Source organism: Bifidobacterium sp. M0307, assembly GCF_016100445.1.
GTDB lineage: Bacteria > Actinomycetota > Actinomycetes > Actinomycetales > Bifidobacteriaceae > Bombiscardovia > Bombiscardovia coryneformis.
In genome coordinates this window covers 171,056-190,164 of the sequence record NZ_JACFSL010000001.1, presented here as the reverse complement: position 1 = coordinate 190,164, position 19,109 = coordinate 171,056, and the positions used below count along the sequence as shown (strand labels likewise).

At 63.9% G+C, this 19,109-nt stretch carries 17 protein-coding genes; 14 read left to right on the top strand and 3 right to left on the bottom strand.

Annotation, left to right across the window (positions count from 1 at the left end; translation table 11 throughout):
• Position 1 precedes the first annotated feature (1 nt).
• The 4 genes from rnc (at position 2) to H3V08_RS00700 (ending at position 5,635) form a co-directional block, all read left to right on the top strand.
• Positions 2–826 (top strand): ribonuclease III, encoded by an 825-nt coding sequence (rnc, locus tag H3V08_RS00715; protein WP_198181272.1) that lies wholly within the window; start codon positions 2–4, stop codon positions 824–826.
• Between the two features lie 208 nt (positions 827–1,034).
• Positions 1,035–2,975, top strand: coding sequence for an acetolactate synthase large subunit (locus H3V08_RS00710; protein WP_198181271.1), 1,941 nt, complete (start codon positions 1,035–1,037; stop codon positions 2,973–2,975).
• A 16-nt stretch (positions 2,976–2,991) separates the two neighbouring features.
• Positions 2,992–3,546: an acetolactate synthase small subunit gene (gene ilvN / locus H3V08_RS00705; protein ID WP_033491649.1), complete on the top strand. Its 555-nt coding sequence runs from the start codon at positions 2,992–2,994 to the stop codon at positions 3,544–3,546.
• Between the two features lie 76 nt (positions 3,547–3,622).
• Positions 3,623–5,635: an ABC-F family ATP-binding cassette domain-containing protein gene (locus tag H3V08_RS00700; RefSeq protein ID WP_198181270.1), complete on the top strand. Its 2,013-nt coding sequence runs from the start codon at positions 3,623–3,625 to the stop codon at positions 5,633–5,635.
• Between the two features lie 91 nt (positions 5,636–5,726).
• Here the strand turns inward: H3V08_RS00700 and H3V08_RS00695 are convergent, their stop codons facing one another.
• On the bottom strand, positions 5,727–6,452 hold the full coding sequence (locus tag H3V08_RS00695; protein ID WP_198181269.1) for a type 1 glutamine amidotransferase: 726 nt from the start codon (positions 6,450–6,452) through the stop codon (positions 5,727–5,729).
• Between the two features lie 159 nt (positions 6,453–6,611).
• Here H3V08_RS00695 and cysS point away from each other — a divergent pair, with 159 nt between their 5' ends.
• Both cysS and H3V08_RS00685 read left to right on the top strand, forming a co-directional pair.
• The gene (gene cysS, locus H3V08_RS00690) at positions 6,612–8,234 is read left to right on the top strand and encodes a cysteine--tRNA ligase (RefSeq protein ID WP_198181268.1); all 1,623 of its coding nucleotides are present in this window, start codon (positions 6,612–6,614) and stop codon (positions 8,232–8,234) included.
• Between the two features lie 22 nt (positions 8,235–8,256).
• The gene (locus H3V08_RS00685; protein ID WP_198181267.1) at positions 8,257–9,258 is read left to right on the top strand and encodes a LacI family DNA-binding transcriptional regulator; all 1,002 of its coding nucleotides are present in this window, start codon (positions 8,257–8,259) and stop codon (positions 9,256–9,258) included.
• Positions 9,259–9,336: 78 nt separating this feature from the next.
• On the opposite strand, the gene H3V08_RS00680 is transcribed toward H3V08_RS00685, so the two are convergent.
• The gene (locus H3V08_RS00680) at positions 9,337–10,473 is read right to left on the bottom strand and encodes a glycoside hydrolase family 172 protein (RefSeq protein WP_198181266.1); all 1,137 of its coding nucleotides are present in this window, start codon (positions 10,471–10,473) and stop codon (positions 9,337–9,339) included.
• Positions 10,474–10,691: 218 nt separating this feature from the next.
• On the opposite strand from H3V08_RS00680, the gene ffh reads away from it, so the two are divergent.
• The 8 genes from ffh to trmD all read left to right on the top strand — a co-directional run bounded on the left by ffh (position 10,692) and on the right by trmD (position 18,428).
• Positions 10,692–12,308: a signal recognition particle protein gene (ffh, locus tag H3V08_RS00675; RefSeq protein ID WP_198181265.1), complete on the top strand. Its 1,617-nt coding sequence runs from the start codon at positions 10,692–10,694 to the stop codon at positions 12,306–12,308.
• Positions 12,309–12,329: 21 nt separating this feature from the next.
• A complete protein-coding gene (locus tag H3V08_RS00670) occupies positions 12,330–13,367 on the top strand; it encodes an endonuclease/exonuclease/phosphatase family protein (protein WP_198181264.1) in 1,038 nt (345 codons plus the stop codon).
• 198 nt (positions 13,368–13,565) lie between these two features.
• A complete protein-coding gene (gene rpsP / locus H3V08_RS00665; RefSeq protein ID WP_033491638.1) occupies positions 13,566–14,057 on the top strand; it encodes a 30S ribosomal protein S16 in 492 nt (163 codons plus the stop codon).
• A 28-nt stretch (positions 14,058–14,085) separates the two neighbouring features.
• A complete protein-coding gene (locus H3V08_RS00660) occupies positions 14,086–14,319 on the top strand; it encodes an RNA-binding protein (protein WP_033491689.1) in 234 nt (77 codons plus the stop codon).
• Positions 14,316–14,990, top strand: a complete 675-nt coding sequence (gene rimM, locus H3V08_RS00655; RefSeq protein ID WP_198181263.1) for a ribosome maturation factor RimM — start codon at positions 14,316–14,318, stop codon at positions 14,988–14,990. The genes H3V08_RS00660 and rimM overlap by 4 nt, the downstream gene beginning before the upstream one ends.
• Before the next feature lie 168 nt (positions 14,991–15,158).
• Positions 15,159–16,175, top strand: coding sequence for a YdcF family protein (locus H3V08_RS00650; RefSeq protein ID WP_198181262.1), 1,017 nt, complete (start codon positions 15,159–15,161; stop codon positions 16,173–16,175).
• A 546-nt stretch (positions 16,176–16,721) separates the two neighbouring features.
• The gene (locus H3V08_RS00645) at positions 16,722–17,294 is read left to right on the top strand and encodes a hypothetical protein (protein ID WP_198181261.1); all 573 of its coding nucleotides are present in this window, start codon (positions 16,722–16,724) and stop codon (positions 17,292–17,294) included.
• 222 nt (positions 17,295–17,516) lie between these two features.
• The gene (gene trmD / locus H3V08_RS00640) at positions 17,517–18,428 is read left to right on the top strand and encodes a tRNA (guanosine(37)-N1)-methyltransferase TrmD (RefSeq protein WP_198181260.1); all 912 of its coding nucleotides are present in this window, start codon (positions 17,517–17,519) and stop codon (positions 18,426–18,428) included.
• A 70-nt stretch (positions 18,429–18,498) separates the two neighbouring features.
• Here the strand turns inward: trmD and H3V08_RS00635 are convergent, their stop codons facing one another.
• A complete protein-coding gene (locus H3V08_RS00635) occupies positions 18,499–19,107 on the bottom strand; it encodes an RsmD family RNA methyltransferase (protein WP_198181259.1) in 609 nt (202 codons plus the stop codon).
• Positions 19,108–19,109 lie beyond the last annotated feature (2 nt).

Genomic DNA, 19,109 nt, shown 5'->3' with positions numbered 1-19,109 from the left:
CATGGATAGGGATACAGACAAGGTTGCAGGCGAGGACGGGAATCCGGGTTCCACCCAGGCCCCGACGGTACGGGTATCCGCGGAAACCGCCCAGGAAGCGGACCTGCCGGCCAGGGAACTCTTCACGGCCCTGCACGCCGAACTGACCCCCGAACTTCTGATCCATGCGCTGACGCACCGGTCCTTCGCGCATGAGCACCCCGGCATGCCCAACAACGAACGGCTGGAGTTCCTGGGCGACGCCGTTCTGGAGCTGGTGGCCACCGAAACCCTCTACAAGGCACACCCCGACCAGAGCGAGGGCCAGCTGGCCAAGATGAGGGCCAAGGCCGTTTCGGAGGAATCCCTCTCGGCCATCGCCCGGACCAAACTCCACCTGGGACCGTACATCCTTCTGGGCCGGGGTGAAGCCGAAAACGGCGGGGCCGACAAGGACTCCATCCTGTGCGACACGGTCGAGTCCCTGATTGGGTCCGTCTTCGTGGAGCATGGAATCGACGGGGCCCGCGTTACGGTCCACGCCCTCCTTGATGACACCCTGGAGGAGGTGGCCACGGAGGGCCCTGCCCTGGACTGGAAGACCTCCGTCACCGTCAAGGCCCACCGACTGGGGCTCGGCGACCCCCACTACGCCATGGCCGTCTCCGGACCGGAATTCGCACAGGTCTTCACGGCGCGACTGACCCTGGGAGACGGCGACACGGTGATTGGCACCGCCGATGCCAGCAGCAAGCGCAAGGCCCAGCTGGCCGCCGCCGCCCAGGGGTGGAAAGCCCTGGATGATCCGGAGGTCCTGGCCTCCCTCCAGGCCGAGGAAGCAAAATAGAGTCGTTCCGTCATTCGATACCGGATTGGGACCCTGCCGAACCTGTGCATAGACTGTGAGAAACAACCGGGGCCTGAGCCACGAGCCGCAGGGACTCCCGGCTTATCGGGGCCGGCTTTGGCCGTACATGAGCTGCTGACCCGATAGGTGCCACGTTCGGGACGCACGACCGCATGTCGTCGCGCAGTCGAGAGGTTGAGAGGAAAATATGAGTCTGCCGACACCTCTGCAAGCGTTCAGCTCGGTCCCCAAGGATGAGGGCCGGGGCCAGGCGGGAATCACCCCCCAGGGAGAACCGATGACCGGGGCGCAGGCCCTGATCCGCTCTCTGGAGGACCTGGGGGTTACAGACGTATTCGGGGTTCCGGGAGGCGCCATCCTCCCCACCTACGACGCCATCGATGATTCGGTCGGATTCAGGTTCACCCTGGTCCGTCATGAGCAGGCGGCCGGGCACGCGGCCGAAGGGTACGCCGTCTCCACCGGTCGGGTCGGGGTCTGCCTGGTCACCTCCGGGCCCGGGGCCACCAACATGGTCACCCCCATAGCCGATGCCATGATGGACTCCGTTCCCATGGTGGTGGTCACCGGCCAGGTGGGTGTGGCATCCATCGGCACGGACGCCTTCCAGGAGGCCGATATCGTGGGCATCACCTACCCCGTGGCCAAGCACTCCTACCTGGTCACCAAGGCACAGGACATCCCCCGGGTCATGACCGAGGCCTTCCACATCGCCCAGTCCGGCAGACCGGGCCCGGTCCTGGTCGACCTGACCAAGACCGCCCAGAACGAGCAGATGGTCTACTCCTGGCCCCAGGAGATGATTCTCCCCGGGTACAACCCCATCACCAAGGCCCATGGGCACGTGCTCACCGATGCCGCCAAGCTCTTTGCCCAGTCCCACCGCCCGGTCCTCTATCTCGGAGGCGGGGCCATGCGGTCCAAGGCCCGTCGGCAGGTGGAGAAACTGGTCCAGGTCACGGGTGCCCCCGTGGTCACCACCCTGCCCGCGCGGGGAATCATCCCCGACTCCGACAAGGCCGTTCTGGGCATGCCCGGCATGCATGGAACGGTGGCCGCCAACGGGGCCATCCAGCACTCCGATCTCCTGGTCGCCATCGGTGCGCGGTTCGACGACCGTGTAACCGGAAGCCTGGAGGACTTCGCCCCCGTGGCCCGGGTGATCCACATCGACATCGACCCGGCTGAAATCGGCAAGAACCGCCATGCCGATGTCCCCATCGTCGGCGATGTGGGCCAGGTCCTCGACGACCTGATCCCCGCCATAGAGGAGGCACAGAAGACCTGGGGACGCCCTGACCTGAAACCCTGGTGGCACCTGGTCGACTCCTGGCGCCACGACTACCCGACCACCTGGGAGGAGACCCCGGACGGGTCTCTGGCCCCGCAGTGGGTGGTGAAGACCCTGAGCGACAAGGCCGATCCGGCCACGATCTGGGTATCGGGCGTGGGTCAGCACCAGATGTGGGCCAGCCAATTCGTCGACTTCGAACAGATCAGGTCCTGGGTGTCGTCGTCCGGCCTGGGCACCATGGGCTACGGTCTGCCTGCAGCCATCGGAGCCGCCATCGGCACCCAGGACGATGAGGCCCCACGCCCCGTCTGGCTGATCGACGGCGACGGGTCGTTCCAGATGACCTCGGAGGAGCTGGCCACGGCAGGTCAGATGGGGTTGCCCATCAAGATCGCCATACTCAACAACTCCGTGTACGGCATGGTCCGCCAGTGGCAGACCCTCTTCTACGGCAGCCACTACTCCCAGACCAACCTCCACGACGGGGATGACGAGGAGTCCGGTATCACCGGAATCCCGGACTTCGTCAAGCTTGCCGAGGCTTACGGGTGCCTGGGGCTGCGAGCCTTCACCGAGGAGGAGGCGCGAGAGGCCATCGACCAGGCCAACCAGGTCAATGACCGCCCGGTCCTGATTGACTTCCGGGTCTGGAAGGATGCCATGGTCTGGCCCATGGTGCCGGCCGGGGCCTCCAACGACACGATTATCTACAAGCCGGGCATCCAACCACTGGCCGGTATCAGACCGGAGCAGGAGGAACAGGAGCCCCGGGAGCAGACAGGGGCCGACCGGGCCGCCATGGCCAGCGATGCCGCCGGGCACATGAAGAAGTAAGGAAGGGCTGCAAACCATGGCCAATTATCCAGCATCCAAGCCCGGCTCCGAGCGTCACACCCTTTCCGTCCTGGTCGAAAACCGCCCTGGTGTCCTCGCTAGGGTCGCGGGCCTTTTCGCCCGGCGCGCCTTCAACATCAACTCCCTGTCGGTCTCCTCGACCGAGCGTGACGACATATCGCGCATCACGGTCACGGCGGATGTGGAAGCCGTGCCCCTGGAGCAGATCATCAAACAGCTCAACAAGCTCCTGCACGTACTCAAAATCGTCGAGCTCAAGGGTGATGAGGCCGTGGAGCGCGAGCTCATCCTGATCAAGGTAAAAGCCAACGAGCACAACAGGTCCGATGTACTCGAAATCGTCAACCTCTTCCGCGTGCGCGTGGTCGACGTCCACCCGGAATCCCTGACCATCGAGGCCACCGGAGCAGACGGGAAGCTCGAAGCGCTCCTCAAGCTCCTCAAGCCCTTCGGCATCGTCGAGCTGGTCCGCTCCGGGGCCGTCGCCGTGACCCGGGGCCCCAAAGCCCTGAGCGAAAAGGTCCTGGGATCCCAGATCACCGACCGCTGATGCCCCGGCCCACAGCGGCTTCACATGATTCCGCTGCCGCCCCACCCATCCAAGGCTGGCGGTAGATTGGGGAATCATGCCCATCTATGATCTCGGTCTGGAACACGTAGCCCTGTCCTTTGCAACCAAAACCATCTTTACGGATGTAACCCAGGGCATCTTCGAGGGTGACCGAATCGGCATCGTGGGGCGGAACGGGGACGGAAAGTCCACGCTCCTTCACCTCCTGAACGGTACCCAGGAACCCGACCAGGGGCGGGTGACCATGCGCAATGGCCTGACCTTTGGCATGTTGGATCAGCGGGACCCCCTGAAGGACGAGGACACGGTCCGCAAGGCCGCCTTGGAGGACCGCCAGGACTACGAATGGGCCGCCGACCCCAGGTCGCGTGAAATCGTCGAGTCCCTTCTGGGCGGCATGGAGCTGGAGGCCAAGGTGGGCACCCTCTCGGGCGGCCAGCGCCGCAGGGCGGACCTGGCCAGGCTCCTGCTCAAGGACTGGGACATCCTGGCCCTGGACGAGCCGACCAATCACCTCGACATGGTCACCATCCACTGGCTGGCCGAGCACCTGAAGAACCGGTGGGCCAAGAACTCCGGCGCCCTGCTCCTGGTCACCCACGACCGGTGGTTCCTGGACGAGGTCTGCTCCTCGATGTGGGAGGTGCATGACGGTGTCATCGACCCCTTCGAGGGCGGGTACAGCGCATACATGCTGCAACGGGTGGAGCGCGAGCGCCAGGCCGATCTGGCGGAAACCAAACGTCGCAACCTGGCCCGCAAGGAGCTGGCATGGCTGACCCGTGGAGCCCGGGCCCGAGCCACCAAGCAGAAGTTCCACGTCAAGGCTGCCCGCGAGCTGATAGCCGACGTGCCCCCCATGCGCAACACCCTGGAGTTGAAAAGGATGGCCACATCCCGCCTGGGCAAGCAGGTGGTCGACCTTATCGATGTGACCAAGATATACCCGGACGGTGCGGCGACTCATGAGAGCGGCGACAGGACGGACCAGGGCGTGGCAGCGGAGGGCCGAATCAACGCCGTCCCCTCCCCCTTCGCCGAGAAGCCGCTGATGGGCTCGGTCACGGTTGCCGAGGACCCCGACGATTCCGCGGCGAACGGAACTGCTGCGACCCAGTCCAGGACCATAAGCGGCCACATGGTGCTGAACGACGTGACCTGGCTGATCGGCCCCGGGGACAGGTTCGGCATAGTCGGCGCCAATGGGGCGGGCAAGTCCACCCTCCTGGGGTTGATAGACGGACGGACCGACCCCACGGCCGGTCACGTCAACATCGGGAAGACCGTCAAGTTCGCGGTCCTGACCCAGCGTCTGGATGAGTTGGAGAAGCTCGGCAAGTACCGAATCAAGGAGGTCCTGAGCCGTTACAAGCCCTCCTACATGGTCGAAGGCAAGGAGGTGACCCCCGGGCAGCTCATGGAGCGGCTGGGCTTCGAGAGCGCCCAGCTGATGACCCGGATACAGGACCTTTCGGGCGGCCAGAAGCGACGCATGCAGCTCCTCCTGATACTCCTGGACGAGCCCAACGTTCTTATCATGGATGAGCCCGGCAACGACCTGGATACCGACATGCTTGCCGTGATGGAGGACCTGCTGGACTCCTGGCCCGGAACCCTGATTGTGGTCTCGCACGACCGTTATCTGCTTGAACGGGTGACCGACCAGCAGTTCGCCCTGGTGGGAGGCAAGGTGGTGCACCTGCCCGGCGGGGTCCAGGACTACCTGGACATGGTCGAATCCGGCCGCCTGCAGGCCGGCGCAAACCCGAGTCAGGACCGCCAACCCCGCCCGGAAACCGGGGCGGGTGACCCTGCCGACAACCCCGATCCGGCCCAGGCCAAGGCGGAGCGCATCGCCAAACGTAACCTGGCCAAGCAGGCCGCAGCGATAGAGCGCAAGTTGGCCAAGCTGGCAGACCAGCGCAAGAAGGTCGAAGCGGACATGGCTGAGCATGATCCCAGCGACTACGAGGGGCTGAACGACCTGAACGCCAAGCTCAAGGACCTGTCCAGCCAATCCGACGAGCTGGAAGAGGAATGGCTGGCAATCGGGGAAGAACTGGAGTAACCGCAGCAACTCCCCGCCACCCGGCAGTTCGGGGAACCACTCACCGGCAGGCGCAGACCGAGCAGTGGCTCATCTCCCCGCGTGGATGGACTCAGGCGGACTCCAGGGCAGCCGCATTGGTCTGGCAACGGGCAGCGAAGGCCGAGAAAATCGAATCCGCCAGGGGCTGCATCTGCGACAGACTTCGCTGGAAGTCCTCCCGCATCTGGGCAATCTGCGACTTTTTGAACCCGTCGGTCATCTGGGGCACGTCCATCCACTCGTCGAAGAGCGGGGCTGTCACCTCAAGGTGGAACTGGAGTCCGAGCCCGGAACCGAACCGGAAGGCCTGGACCTCGGTGTATCTGGAGCGTGCCAGGAGCTTTGCCTGGGGCGGCAGAGAGACCTGGTCACCATGCCAATGAAGGACATCGGTGCGCTTGCTCCACATGGAAACGTCATCGTCATTCCCCACCCAGCGGATGGGGGCCATGCCATGCTCCGGTTGCTTGTTTTTGATCAGGTCGCCCCCCAGGGCCCTGGCCAGAATCTGATGGCCCAGGCAGATCCCCAGGAAGGGTTTGTTGGCACCGACCGCGGCCCTGGCGAGTTTGGTCTCCGCCTTGAGCCCGGGGTGGTGTTCGTAATCATCGGCCGACATGGGTCCCCCCATGATGACCACACCCGCAAGGTCTTTGAAGTGGGGCAGTTCGGGCTTCTTCTCATCAACGATGTTGAGAATCCTCGTCTCCAGCCCGCAGTCCTGCAGATTTTCAAGAATGCGACCCGGCCGTTCCCAATCCACATGCTGCAGTACAAGCACACTTGGTTTAGCCATGACTCCATTCTTGCACACCTGCCTACCGGAAGCCTGCAGCCCTTCCGACCCACCGGTCAGGAGGTGTTGCCGGCCGGGCTGAACCAGGTATTCGAAAGGATTCGGCAAGGTGTTCGCGAAACGCTGCACCGGTCAACAAGCCTTGATAGGCTCTGGCTTATGGACAAGAGCTCACATCCGCAAAATGACAAGCATTCCGTCAGCCTTGCGGCCGCCGATCTGCGTCTCTATGACACGGCCACCCATCAGGTGACCCCCTTCCATCCGATAGAAGAAGGCAGGGTCGGCATCTACGTCTGTGGGGCCACGGTCCAATCCTCACCCCATATCGGCCATATCCGCACCACCCTGGCCTTCGACCTGATTCGCCGCTGGCTGATGCGCCTGGGCTACCAGGTAACCCTGGTGCGCAATGTGACCGATATCGACGACAAGATTCTCGATAAGGCCTCGGCTGCCGGTCAGCGCTGGTGGGAGCGGGCCTACATCTACGAGCGGGAGTTCAGCAGGGCATATGAGGCCCTGGGCGCCCTCCCCCCCACTTACGAGCCACGGGCCACCGGGCACATCACCGACATGATCGACCTGGTCCAGCGCATCATCGACCGGGGCCATGCCTATGTGGTACCCGACGCCGGGGGGAACCCTTCGGGCAACGTCTACTTCGACGTGCCCTCCTGGCCTGACTACGGGGAGCTGACCCACCAGCAGACCGGCACCCAGGCCGCAGATGAGCAGGCCGCCATCGCCGACCGGATGGGGCCCAGCGTGGATGCCGACGGGCAGGACGACCCCTACAACCCCGCCGACCAGGGCGAGGCAGGCAAGCGCAACCCCCGCGATTTCGCCCTCTGGAAGGCTCCGAAACCCACCGATCCGTCCACAGCCCGATGGAAGACCCCCTTCGGCACGGGCAGACCGGGCTGGCACCTGGAGTGCTCGGCCATGAGCCATCGCTATCTGGGAGCCGACTTCGATATACATGGAGGTGGGCTCGATCTGCGCTTCCCCCACCACGAGAACGAAATGGCCCAGTCCCATGCTGCCGGCTGGGGCTTCGCACATCGCTGGATGCACACCGCCTGGGTGACCCAGAAGGGCGAGAAGATGAGCAAGTCCCTGGGCAACGGGCTCTCCGTGGACCAGGTCCTGTCCGCATATCCGGCCTGGGTGGTCCGCTACGCCCTGATATCGGTCCAGTACCGTTCCATGCTGGAGTGGTCGGACCAGACCCTCCACGAGGCCCAGGGTGCCTACGGGCGAATCGCCAACTTCATAGAGCGCGCCGGTGCAATCCTGGGCGGGCAACCCTCGCGCGACCAGGTCGAGACCCTGGGTGCGGACGGGTTGCCCGCCGACTTCACCCGGGCCATGAATGAAGACATCAACGCCTCTGCCGCCCTGGCCGCCATCTTCTCGACCATTCGCTCGGCCAACTCGTCCATGGATGACCTGGACAGGAACCACTCCACGGCAGGGCCGGAGCGCGACCAGGCCCTGGAAGACCTCAGGGGCACCCTCCTTCAGGTGCGGGCCATGCTGGACGTTTTCGGCCTGGACCCCCTGGCGGACCAGTGGAGCGACCAGGCAGGCCCGAATCGGGACGACGAACCCATGCAGCAGGCTCTGGACGCCCTGATCCGCACTCGACTCGACCAGAGGGCCGAGGCCCGCAAGGCCAAGGATTTCAAGCAGGCCGACCAGATCAGAAACGAACTTGAAGAGGCCGGTATCGCCATCGTAGACACCCCCGACGGACCCACCTGGCACCTGAACCAATAGCAACCCGTGGAAGGGGTATTCCTTGTCGGACATACGCGATGTGGCAAGGCTGGCCAAGGTGTCGGTCAGCACGGTCTCCTATGCCTTTTCGGGGAAGCGCCCCATCCGCCCCCAGACCTATGAGCGCGTCATGAACGCCGCCAAGGAACTGGACTACGCCCCCAACGCCGGTGCCCGGATGATGCGCTCCGAACACAAGAACATCGTGGCCCTGAGCGCCCCGCTCCGATTGAAGCAGAACAAGGAATCCTATGCGGATTACTTCATCGAAATGGCCCGCCAGGAGCACGAACGGGGGTATGACTCCCTCCTGCTGACCGCCGAAAACGGCGTGGAGGACATTCGCAGGGTGACCCGGAGCAACCTGGCCGATGGGGTGATCCTGATGGACATCGTCGACGATGACATCCGTGCCGCTCAGGCCGCGACCTACGGCCGACCCTGCATCGCCATCGGTCTGCCCCGCCACCACAGTGACCTGGCCTGCGTGGATCTCGACTTCGAACTGATGGGCCGTATGGCCATCGAGGCCCTCCACGACAAGGGCCGGACCAGTCCGATCTTTCTCAAAGGGCCACGCAAGGAGTACGAGAGGCGGTCGTCATACCGGCTGATCATGCGCAACAGCATGCACACCTGGGCCAAGCGCTACGGCATGCATCTGACCGAGGCGGAGCAGAGCACCATCCGCGAGGACTGCATAGAGCAGACCTACGAATCCGTACGGGACCGCCGGGTGGATTCCATCATCAGCGAGGTGAGGCCCATACAACTGCTGGGGGTCGTCAGGGCCTTGCAGTCACGGGGCATCGTCATCCCCGACGATGTATCGGTCATCTCCTGCGCGGCCGGCACACCCAGCAGTTCATTGGAACACCTGGGCATATCCGAAATGCCGCTGACCCCCCAGCCGCTCTGTGCGGCGGCATGCGACATCCTGACCGGGGCCATTGAGCAGGGGCAGCAAATCGCCGGCCTGGTCAGTCTGCGCAAACCCACCTTCTACAAGCGCACGTCAGTCTGAGAACCGACGTGGCCGCGCCGCCGTGCGTGGATATCAGAGCGGGCCGGACCCGCGACCGGGTCCGGCCCGCCACAGGACTCACCTTGGCCTGCGGTGGCGCTCCGAGGTATCCAGCACCTGCTCCGGGAAGGGCTTGTGAGGCTCACCCTGGTACCAATAGGCCACGCTGGCAAGGTCGTCCTGTCGTTCGAAGAGACCCTGCTCGTCCACGCCGATCTGCTGCACGGTCACCCGGATGTCCTTCTGGAAGGGGATGGGATCGGGTATGTGCCAGCGGTAGAACCCTCTGGTGACAGGGGTCTCCGTATCCCAGTAGTCGCTGGACCTTCCCACCAGGTTCTTCGCCCTGTGGGGGAAGCCCATGTAGGTGCCGTTGTAGGTCCGCTCATACATCCGGCCGGCCTCGTCACGGTCCGCGAAACTCCAGGCCCCGCCGAAGTAGTCTTCCGAACCCGTCGAGCACCAGGTGGGGTAGTCCCGGTCGCCGTCGAGGTACATCTTGACCTCACCTTCGCCCCACCAGCGGCTCTCCAGGGCGGTGAGGGCCAGGTAGGTGCCCACATAGGAGCCCCTCCCCTCCACCCCGTCGAGAATGGTGTAGTCGTCGGCCAGGTCGGTCAGCCGCTGGCGTCGCCACTGGGCATGGAAGGTCATGGCATCCGCGGGGAGGCTGTCGGTCTCGACATAATCGATCTGGTAGAAGAAGGCGGGAATCGGCTCGTTGTGCTCGCTGCGCAGCACCAGGCGGGCGTGGGTGTGGAAGGGCATGGGGAAGAAGCAGTTGAACCCCCGGTTGGGGTAGACCGCCATGGCGGCCGATTCAACCCGGCAACCCTGGGCATGGCCGCAGCAGAAGAAATCACCCAGCGGGACCGAGACCGAGGGGGTTCCCTCGCCATCCCAGTACCACTCCAGTATGAGGTTTCGAAGCACATTGGGCCCGGTGGGCGAGGTCGCATCGGTGACGGTCATCCAGATATGGCGGATGATGCCAGGCCCATCCACATCGGCCAGGACAGTGCGGCTCCCCGCCGGTATATCGTTCAGGCAGGGGGTGCCCTTCCGGGAGGGTCCCAGCTTGCTGGCGGTCTGGGCGGCCTGCCCTTTTCCGCCATGCGGGTTCTCTGCATTGATGCAACGAGGCCGGTAGTCGGAGGGCATCATGAGCGCTTCCAGACCAGATGGTCCTGTAATGGGCGTATTTCCGGGGTTCATCGGTTTTCTCCTTTTATCCGCAGGGCGGGCATCCTGCCAAGCCTTTCGAATCACGCTGGTCACCTACATCGGCGGAACCATCGGGCACTCTTGCCCGTCACGAATCATCGAAAGGATTCGCTAACCATTAGCATAGACGAGGCCCGCCACCACGGATTGACGGACCGTGCCGCAACCCAAGGGCGAATCTCCCGGTCAGCGGTTAGACTTGGGTGCTTATGGCAGCTTTTTCATCTTTGACCGACCGGCTCTCACAGGCCTTCACCCACCTGCGTTCCAAGGGCAAACTGACCGAGGCGGATATCGACGGGACCATCCGTGAGATTCGCCGCGCCCTCCTGGATGCCGATGTCTCTTTGGATGTGGTGCGTTCCTTCACTGCCCGCATCCGCGAACGGGCACTGGGCGAAGAGGTCTCCAAGGCGCTGAACCCCGCTCAGCAGGTCGTCTCCATCGTGTACGAGGAGCTGACGGGAATCCTGGGATCCGGGGTGGATCGACCCCTCAACTTCGCCAAGAACCCGCCCACGGTCATCATGCTCGCCGGCCTTCAGGGTGCAGGCAAGACCACCCTGGCGGGGAAGCTGGGATACTGGCTCAAGGATGCCGGACACACCCCGCTCCTGGTGGCCGCCGACCTTCAGCGCCCCAACGCCGTGACCCAGCTCCAGGTGGTCGGCGAACGGGCCGGGGTGCCCGTCTACGCCCCCGAACCCGGCGTGCAGAGCGAGAGCTCCGATGTGGTCTCCCCCGGCCAGGCTCAGGGCGACCCGGTGCAGGTGGCCCGTGACTCGGTCCGACTGGCCCAGGAGAAGCTCTACGACGTGGTCATCATCGATACGGCCGGTCGTCTGGGCGTGGACCAGGAGCTGATGGAACAGGCACGCAACATCCGCGATGCCGTGAATCCCGACGAGATACTCTTCGTCATCGACGCCATGATTGGCCAGGATGCAGTCGCCACGGCCGAGGCCTTCAACAAGGGGGTCGACTTCACCGGAGTCGTCCTGTCGAAGTTGGATGGCGATGCCCGTGGCGGTGCCGCCCTGTCCGTGGCCTCGGTCACCGGCAAGCCCATCCTCTTCGCCTCCAACGGCGAGGGACTGAAGGACTTCGAGGTCTTCCACCCCGACAGGATGGCATCCCGCATCCTCGACATGGGCGACATCCTGACCCTGATCGAGCAGGCCCAGCGCGAGTTCGACGAGGAGGAGGCCCGCAAGGCGGCCGGGAAGATGTCGGAGGGCAGCTTCGGCCTGGACGACTTCCTTGAACAGCTCCAGCAGGTCCGCAAGCTTGGATCCTTCAAGAGCATCCTGGGCATGATCCCGGGTATGGCCCAGCACCGCAAGGAACTGGAGCAGTTCGACGAGAAGGAGGTCGACCGCACCCAGGCCATCATCCAGTCCATGACTCCGGAGGAGCGACGCAACCCCAAGATCATCGACGGTTCCAGAAGGGCCCGTATAGCCTACGGTGCAGGCACCACGGTCTCGGCCGTGAACGGACTCCTGCAACGATTCGAGCAGGCCGCCAAGATGATGAAGAGGATGACCAACGGCGCCCGTTCCATACCCGGCATGGGTGGAGCAGGCATCGGAGGCAAGGGCAAGGCCGGCAAGAAGGGCAAGAAAAAGAAGGGGTCCCGGTCCGGCAATCCCATGAAGCGTGAGGCCGAGGAGAAGGCCTTGCGCGACCGCCTGTCAGGCAAGGGCGGCACATCCGGCGGTTCCGCCTTCGCCAAGCAGCCCCAGACCCCTCAAATGCCCGAGGGGATGCCCGACCTGCCCCCCAACCTGGGTGGCGGACTGGGTGGTCTCTTCGGTGCCAACTGACCCCTCCTCAGGAGATTCCTCGTGAATACCCTCCTTTGGATTTTCCTGACGTTCATCGCCCTGTGGATGGCCCTGCGATATCTTCCGGCCGGAGCCGACAGGCACCGTCCATTGGTGGAGCTGATCGCCCTGATCGACCTGCTTTCGGCCCCACTCCTGGTTCTCTTGGTCTGGGCCATCCTGATTCAGGCATGGCCACAGACCGCCCTGGCACTGGTGGAGCTGACCCTGGTTTCCGTATGGCACCTGGGGTACCGGACAGGGTCCGGCCCACGTAGCGTCATAGGGAGGAGTGAAAACCGCAATCGGGTCTCCGACCCGGCATCGGTTGCAACCCTGTCGGTCATGACCCTGAATTGCCGGTACGGAAAGGCCGACCCACAATCCATCGTGGACCAGGTCCGGCGGCACCATATAGACATCCTGGCCTTGCAAGAGGTTGACTCCTCCCTCTTGAATCGTCTGGAAAAGGCAGGCTTGCGGGCCACCCTCCCCCATCTGGTGGAGGGTTCCCCCACCGAGGTGGACAATGGGGGGCGCAATGTCCTCTTCTCACGCACGACCCCCGAGGATTCCCGTCGTGCCGCCATTGATCTGGAGGCCTCATCCGTCCCCACCATGAGGGTGAACACCGCAGCCGGCCCGGTGCGTCTGGCCTCGGTCCATCCCCGCTCACCACAGCGCGGAGCCCGGCAGTGGGGCCAAGGCATAGAGCGGCTGGCCCTGATCAACGGGGCGGAGGTGCCTACCGAGGGGACCTCATCCGAAGACAGGCCCGGCACCAAACCAGCCTTCACCATCATCATGGGTGACTGCAACGCCAACATCCACCATCCGACCTTCCGGTCCATGCTGGCCGCAGGCAACCTCAGGGACGCCTCGCTTTCGCTGGGCAGGGGCCTCCACCCCACCTTCCCATACCAGGTGATGGGGTTACCGCCCCTGATTGAAATCGACCACATCCTCATCAGTCAGGGCATCAGGGTCGGTGGCCTGCGCGCCATCGGCGTCCCCGGCACCGACCACCGCGGACTGGTGGCCGACCTGATTCTGCCCTGACCGCCAGGGTCGCCCCGGGAAACAAGCGGCCCTGCGACGGCAGGGGAACCCATATCCGCCTCTTGAGGTATACTTTTGCTGTTATTCATGTCCGACGGTGCCCTCTCAAGCCGCTGGCGCATGAGGAACATGCCGAACAGCGCCACCATGCCCCACATGGAGACGTTGCCAGGCGCACCAAATACAAGGAGAGCCATTTTGGCAACCAAGATTCGTCTGAAGAGAATGGGCAAGAAGTTCTACGCCTTCTACCGCGTGGTTGTGGTCGATTCCCGCAAGAAGCGCGACGGCAAGGTCATCGAGGAGATCGGCACCTACGATCCCAACACCCAGCCCTCTTCCATCAAGATCGACTCGGAGCGCGCCCAGTACTGGCTGGGTGTGGGCGCACAGCCCAGCGACCCCGTCTTCAACCTCCTGAAGATCACCGGCGACTGGCAGAAGTTCAAGGATCTGCCCGGCAAGGAAGGCACCCTGAAGATGCCCGAGGCCGAGATGGACGCCCAGGCTCGCATCGAGCAGGCCCAGAACGAGGCCCAGAAGCTCAAGGCCGCCAAGTCCGAGGCTGAGGCCAAGGCCAAGGCCGCCGCCGAGAAGGAAGCCCCCAAGGCCGATGAGGCAGCCGACGCCGCCCAGGTCGAGGAAGCCGCCGAGTCCGGCGCCGAGGAGAACCCCGCAGCTGCGGAGTAACAGTACGTGAGTGGAAGGGCTGGCTATCATGCTTGCACAGGCCGTTGAGCACCTGATCAGGAACATCGTGGATTTCCCTGACGATGTATCGGTCAAGTCCCACGAGAACCCCAGGGGCGAACTGCTCCGTGTGCGGGTCAATCCCGAGGACATCGGCCGCGTTATCGGCAGGGGCGGCAGGACCGCCAACGCCATACGCGCCGTGATTCAGGCACTGGCCGATCACAAGGTGCGCGTCGACATCATGGATGTGCGCCGGTGAGCTCCAGCCAGTCCACCAACCACAGCAGTGACGGCAGAGACCCTCGGCAACGCGAGTTGCTGAGGGTCTGCCGTATCGGCCGCGCCCAGGGACTCAAGGGCGAGGTCAACGTCTATTCATATACGGACGAGCCGGAGAGGCGGTTCTCGCCCGGAGCCCAATTGGAGACCAGGGATGGTCAGGTCTTCACGGTTGTTCGCTCGCGGCGGTTCAAGCAACGCTGGATCGTTCTCTTCGAGGGTGTCGATGACAGGAACGCTTCCGAGGCCCTGAACGGCACGGAGCTCTATGTGGAGGTCGATCCGGCCGAGGACCTGGCCGACGATGATGCCTGGTACCTCACCGATCTGATTGGCCTGGAGGTTCGTATGGCCCAGGGCAACGGGCTCGGACTACCGGGGGGCGAGGTTGTCGGCAGGGTCAGGGATGTGCTGGACGGTTCGGCCCAGCAACAACTTGATATCGAGATGGGATCCCCCTCCCCTGCCGCAGGGAACGATGACTCCCTTCCGGGCCGTTCCGGTGATTCGCCCTCGGGCCGACAGACTGCTGACGACAGCCCCGCAACCGGCCTGATTCCCTTCGTCGAGCAGTTGGTGCCCGAAGTCAACCCTGACGAGGGGTATGTCACCATCGATCCGCCGGGCGGTCTTCTGCCGGGACTGGGCTGAGACAGGGTAAAGGCACCATCCGCTTTCGCCCGCCAGGATGGCCGCATGTTGCGTAAGCACCCGTAAACCCTGTAAGCACGCCGCACCAACCTCAGCACACACATTTGCACCCGACCTGGGTAGGCTATGGAGTAGAACCCTCTCCGGACACGAAACCAGGTGTATGGCATGATCAATATCCCTCAGCTGCTCCTGCTCTATTCCCCCACCATCATCTCGGGCCTCTTCCTCCTGTTTGGCCTGCACCGTGAACCCAGGCAATTCCGCAACGCCATCTGGCTCCTTCTCTTCCTGGTGTTCCTGAGCGGAACCCTGGTCCTGCAATTCGGTTTGCGATGGTTGATTCTGCCCATTGTCGGCCTGGTGATTCTCACACCCATCCTCGTCGTGGCCTTTCTCCTGGCCAACACGGTCATCGTCACCCGGCGCGAAGGTGTCTCCCTGACCACTCTTCTACCAGCCCTCCTGGCCCTGGCCCTGGCCGTCTACCTGCTGCTCTCCCCCCTCCTGCTCATCCTCGACGCCCCCCGCTGGTGTCTGGTTCCTGCGGGGCTCGTCAGCCTTGAGGGCACCTGGTTCTTCTTCTCCTTCGTGGCCCTTCTGCTTTACTCCTGGCTCTACCGGGCACTCCCCCGCAAGCGGCGGTACGACTACATCATCGTGCACGGTGCCGGACTGAACGGGGACCAGCCCACCCCACTCCTCCGTGGTCGGCTCGACAAGGCCCTACAGCTCTGGCGGAAACAGGGCAAGCAAGGCAGATTCGTGGTCTCGGGCGGACAGGGTCCCGACGAGGAGGTAAGCGAGGCCCAGGCCATGTCGAACTACCTGATGAACTCCTGCGGAGTACCGGCTGAGGCCATCATCATGGAAAACAGATCAACCACAACCATGGAGAACCTCCGCTATTCCAAGGGGATTCTGGACGACCTGTACAGGGCCGGCAGGGGGCCGCAGGAATATCGGGTGGCCCTGGTGACCAGCGACTACCACGTTTTCCGCGCCAGCGAATATGCCAGCAAGGTGGGTCTCAAGGCCGATGGGGTCGGCTCCCACACCAAGGGCTACTACTGGCCCACGGCGTTCATCCGGGAATTCGCGGCCGTGACCAAGTCACACTGGTGGCCATATCTGGGTCTGGCCGCCCTCTGGGCCGTCTGGACCGGAATCAGTCTGCTGCGTTGAAGGCCAGGCCGGCTTCCGTGCTTCCTCCTCGCAAGGAACATGATCCCGACATACGAACCGGCTCTCCTCGCCCCCTCCCGGATAGCCCCCTCACCTCTCACCGGTTGGACTCCATCTGAGAACCAGCCAGACCTTACTCCTACCGGGGAACAGCCGGGGCAGCTGCTTTCGCCGTACCCCTGCTGCGTTGCGTGGGGGGACCACGGGGTGGTAGGGTCAAGTAAGTTTACTTTTGAAGGGGTGATTCCAGGTCCGGGCCACTCCGGCTTCGTTTTGGGGACGAGTCGGTAGTTGTTACTTGGGCCAGGAAATGAGTTGGTGAGGTGCTTAGTCGCATGCTTATTTGGAACGCGTTCCATAGTCGTTGTTTCGCACGTCCAGTTGTCGGGACCCTGGCGGCCCTTTCCGTCATGGGCGGTGGCCTGGCGACAGGAGCTCAGGCCACCGACTCCCGTCAGGAGAACGGCACCACCTCCTACTCCCAAATCAACGGGGGGGGGGGGTCAATCCCCGGTCGCCAATGAGGATCTGACAGCACCGAACGCTATGCCATCACCTACCGCAACACCGCAGTCCCCGGCAGCGGCGACCCAGCCCACGACAGCCACGGCGACGCCCACGCCGCTGTCCACGCCAAACCCGCTCGCCACCGGGCGGGCCACCACACCCGCCGGAACGCAAACAACCGGCTCGAAGGAGAACCCGCTGCAGGCCAGGACCGGCAGCCACACGGTCACCTTCACCTCACAGCCCGACACTCAGGGTATGCCGGCCAGCCAGACCATCCCCGACGGCAAGACCGCCGTTCCCCCACAGCCCACACCCACCGACAACGTCGCACTTCCTCTCAGGCAGACCGGCACGGGCACCTGGCAGGCCACCACCACCGTCCACGACCCGGGCCCCGTGCCCGCGCAAGTCCGGTGGACACTGGCCGGGCAACCCCAGCCCGACGACACCACCAACACCTACACCTACCGGCACACCGGCACCCTGCCCAACGCCGGAGGCGCAGGCATCATCCTCCTCATCACCGCAGGCGCGCTCGGCATCGCGACCGCCAAGGCCAACCGACACCGGCACAACCTGCCCACAACCACCAATACTTCACCTGAGTAAGAGGCCACACAAAGAGGGTTCCCACCCTCCGGCCATCTGGAGGCGGCCCACCCAACATCCCAACACCGGGCCGCCTCCACCCAACACCAACATTACAAACTAACACCCTGTCCACTCCAGCGAGCGCCGACCTCGTCAAGGCTCCGACCATCGAGGCCCAGCACCTCACCATGGCCGCATCTTCGACACGGTGGGTGAAAGACCTTGGGTAGAGTTATGACCATGCAGATCGACATCATCTCCGTTTTCCCCGAGTACTTCGACGTAACCGGCCTCAGCCTGCTGGGCAAGGCTCAGGAGAAGGGCCTGGTGACCATCAAGGCCCACAATCTGCGCGACTGGACCCACGACGTTCACCACTCCGTGGACAGCACGCCGGTGGGAGGCGGGGCAGGTATGGTCATGAAGCCCGAGGTATGGGCCGAGTGCCTGGATGACCTGCTTGGTCTTGATCCCGCAAATCTGACCATGCCCAGCGACGGGGAAGCCACAGCCCAGCCCGATGCAGAGGCGGATGCAGGCCAATCGAACCGGAACACGGTTGAAGCCGGCCAGGAGCATGTGAACCCGTCAGGGGAGGATGGCCCCGTCCTCATCTTCCCCAACCCTTCGGCTCCGCTCTTCACCCAGGCCGATGCCACCGCCCTCTCCCATGCCGGCCGGCTGGTCTTTGGTTGCGGTCGTTATGAAGGATACGACGCCAGGATTCCCACCTACTATCGCAGTCAGGGCATCGACGTTCGAGAGTACTCGATAGGCGACTACGTGCTCAACGGTGGCGAGGTGGCGGTCTCGGTCATGTTGGAGGCCATAACCCGCCTTCTGCCCGGATTCATGGGGAACCCCGAATCCATCGTTCAGGAGTCCTACACCGGCGACGAACCCCTTCTGGAATACCGCCAATACACCCGCCCCACAACCTGGCGCGGTATGGGAGTCCCTGAAATCCTGACAAGCGGCGACCATGGCAAGGTGGATCGTTTCCGCCGGGATGAGGCCATCAGGCGAACCAGCCGAATCCGCCCGGACCTGGTTGCCCGCCTGGACTGCTCTTCCCTTGACAAGCAGGATCGCCGCCTCCTGGATGATCTGGGCTGGCGGACCGACGGAGCCCACCCCGTCAAGGAGAACTGACCATCAGGAGCAAGGGGCGCTCCAAACGACTCAAGCCGGAACGCTACCCCAATCCTGTAGCACCCAAGCCTTATACGGCGGCTGATTCGATGTAGTAGACCACGGTTTCGCCGTAGGACCTGGATGTGGATACAGCCCACCCAGAGGGGGGCAGAGGCGACGCTGAGCGCCCTGAGCGCTCCAGGACAATCACCGAATCATGACCGACGAGGCCACCCTTGACCAGGCCCGCCATAATCTCCTGGCAGTCTTCCGTGGGCAGGTCGTAGGGAGGATCCATGAACACCAGATCGTAGGGGACTGCGGCAGGACCCGACTCGGCATCAGTGCCAGCCGGGAGGGGCCTGACAAACCGCTCCGCCTTGACCCTGCTCACATGGATGCTCATGGCCGGATTCCAGGAAGGATGATGGGTCAGCCTGGCCGCTGACTTGGACAGGAGTCCTGCAGCCCGTCCGGATGACTCCACAGATTCCAGGAGGTCGGCTCCTCGGGACAGGGCCTCGAAGCCCAAGGCCCCGGTGCCTGCATAGAGATCCAGCACCCTGGCCCCCTCCACGGCCCCGATGGCCTCCAGATGGGAGAAGACGGCCTCCTTGGTGCGGTCGGTGGTTGGGCGGGTGCCTCTGAGAGCTGCAGGGATGGGGAATCCCTTGAATCTGCCGGAAATGATGTGCATGT